The sequence below is a fragment of the Tunicatimonas sp. genome, assembly GCF_049647865.1.
In the GTDB taxonomy this organism is placed as follows: domain Bacteria; phylum Bacteroidota; class Bacteroidia; order Cytophagales; family Cyclobacteriaceae; genus Tunicatimonas.
This window is the reverse complement of the sequence record NZ_JBARYM010000712.1, coordinates 1-2,445: the sequence shown is the minus strand read 5'-3', so window position 1 is coordinate 2,445 and position 2,445 is coordinate 1. Positions and strand designations below refer to the sequence as shown.

General features: G+C 43.9%; 2 protein-coding genes. One reads left to right on the top strand and one right to left on the bottom strand.

Annotated features, from left to right (window positions below; all coding sequences use genetic code 11):
* Positions 1 to 299: 299 nt before the first annotated feature.
* Complete coding sequence (locus tag WBA23_RS20880) at positions 300 to 1,355, bottom strand: PorP/SprF family type IX secretion system membrane protein (RefSeq protein ID WP_424584219.1); 1,056 nt, start codon at positions 1,353 to 1,355, stop codon at positions 300 to 302.
* Between the two features lie 331 nt (positions 1,356 to 1,686).
* On the opposite strand from WBA23_RS20880, the gene WBA23_RS20875 reads away from it, so the two are divergent.
* On the top strand, positions 1,687 to 2,445 hold a 759-nt coding region (locus WBA23_RS20875), incomplete at its 3' end, for a hypothetical protein (RefSeq protein WP_424584218.1).

The following is a 2,445-nucleotide window of genomic DNA, read 5'->3' as shown; positions in this document are numbered from 1 at the left end:
CAAGTATACAGAGAAGAGTTATTACTAAAGGTGAAACGGTAGAAGGGTATATTTAAGTAATCAAAATCTTAGCAGCTGTTTCTGTTAGAAATTTTGAGGGAAAAATGAGATAAATTGAGACATATTAAGGCATTTTTGAGGAGAATAGCAGAGCTATTTAACGAAAAAGTAACGATGAGATGGCTCAATTTCAGCTATTTTTGACCAAAAGAATTAATTGAAACAGTTTCTAAATACAGAACATAAATACCTTAACACTCTAGCACCGCGCAGTGGCCACCAAAACACTTCGACACTATTTAAAACTTAGGACAAGGGATTTTCATGATACTGCGAGGTGGTTTACGAGGGTCGCGTAACGAGAAATGATACACAATTGAGATTTCGTGGGCTCCGCCGCTCTGAATTCCCAAACCGGAAATGGTATAGTCAAAACTGTACCCAATATTAAAATCTTCCAGTATAAATCCAGCCAGCAAAATTACCGACTCACTATTAGGAAAGCTTTCTAGCTGCGGAACGGGAATGCCTCGGTACCATAATCCTACTACTAGCGGTTCGTAAGTAAGGTACGCTCCTACATCTAACTGATCAAAGTTAACTTGTCGCTTATACTGGAAAGTAGGGGTCACACTGCGTTCGCGTCCTTTCTCGTCTTCACCAATCCGACCAAAGCCCGAAGGAAGCAGGATGCGGTAGCCACCATGAATAGAGTGCTTCATCGGCAAGGGGCTTACGTCGCCAGTGATTGATTGATTGGGGGTGGTAACGTGCCCCGCGGAGTAGCCAAAATACAGATTCTCGGTGTACAGCACCCCGCCTAAGGTGAGATCAAAAAATGATCGGCTTAAACCACCGTTGAGATTCTCTCCCGAAACTGGAGCAATCAACCCATTTTCGTTCAGCTGATCGCCGAATAGCAAATTACTGTAATTTACATCTCGATTATAAAACGCTCCCTGCACTCCGGGCCGGAAGGTAATTTTTTCAGTAAGGCGTAGCTGGTAAGCATACTGCAAGCCGATGCTAATGGACTGTAAGCCCTGCAACCCCTGCCGATCTCCGGTAATAATTGCTCCCACGCCACTATTGTAGTCCTCAAAGAAATGATCGAAGTACACCGAGGCCGTATTGAAGTTGGCTTCTAGCGAGGGCCACTGGCTACGAAAATTAAGCCCTACCCGAGTAAGTTCGGTAGACCCTGCAAAAGCTGGATTCAAGTACAATGGCGCAGCGTAAAACTGCGAAAATTGCGGATCTTGCGCTTGTCCATCGTAAGACAGTAAACTTAAAAACCCTAAAAGAAGTAAAGCTGCCCGTCGCATTCCCCTTAATTCAATATAATAACTAACCACCTGTTTTTCAGTAAGAGCGTATAATTAGCGAAATTATTGTGAAAAGTAAAACATTTCGCTCTGAGCCAAAGATAGTGCATCGTATCTCTCCGAATAATAACCTTCCTTTAAATACGGTACAGCGAAAGATCGAAATTACTTTTCGTTTGACTGAATTCTTTTATTAAAAAATTATGTTTCTTTCTCGCTTTTGTGCTATAGCTAAGTTCTCCTAGCTAAACGAAACACACTAAAACGTAGAAAGCACGTTAATTGCTTACATTAAACATGAAACGAATGCTTTTTTCGTTACTCTCGTAAATATATCTTCGCGTACCAAGCATGGGCGATTATGGGAAACCACAATAAAATTCTTTTTATCAATCTACTCTTACTCCTAACTCTCACTGAGGTGGCCGGACAGGGCCGCTCAGATAATTTCTGGATTTTTGGGGGGAGCGGACAAGGGTTACAGTTCGGACTGGGAGACGACTCCCTGACCGATAACACCATTACTACGCAACCGTTAGGAAATCAAGGAAGTGCCGTAGCGGTTGACCCCAACACCGGGGATGTTTATTTCTATACCGATGGGAGCCAAATATTTGACGGACAAGGTAACCCAATCGTAGTCCCCGCCGGATTAAATGGCAATGGAATCGGTAGCCAGCCGGTAGTGATTGTTCCCGATCCTAATGACGATATTTCCGATGGGGTAAGAGAGTATTTTCTTTATATCAATGTTGGTGGTCAAATCTACCAGCATACCGTATCAGTGACGACCTCGGTGGGCAATTACCCCACGGTAGCCGTTAGTACCGCCAATGGTCCATTGGGAAGTGCTTTAGGAACTGCTGAAGCGATGACTGTGGTACCCAGTGCGGACGGTAGCACGTACTACGTAGTAGCCCAACAAGCAGGCACGGCTGATTTTTACGTAATTGACGTAGCAGCTGATCCTACTACTGCTACTATTGTTTCACCTGGCATTCCGGGAAATATTACCGCTACTAATATGGAGTATAATCCGGCTACCGGGCAGTTAGCTGTAGCCTTTAACGGAGGAGTTCACGTATTGGAATCTGATGGGGTTGGCGGACTTTCATTTAAC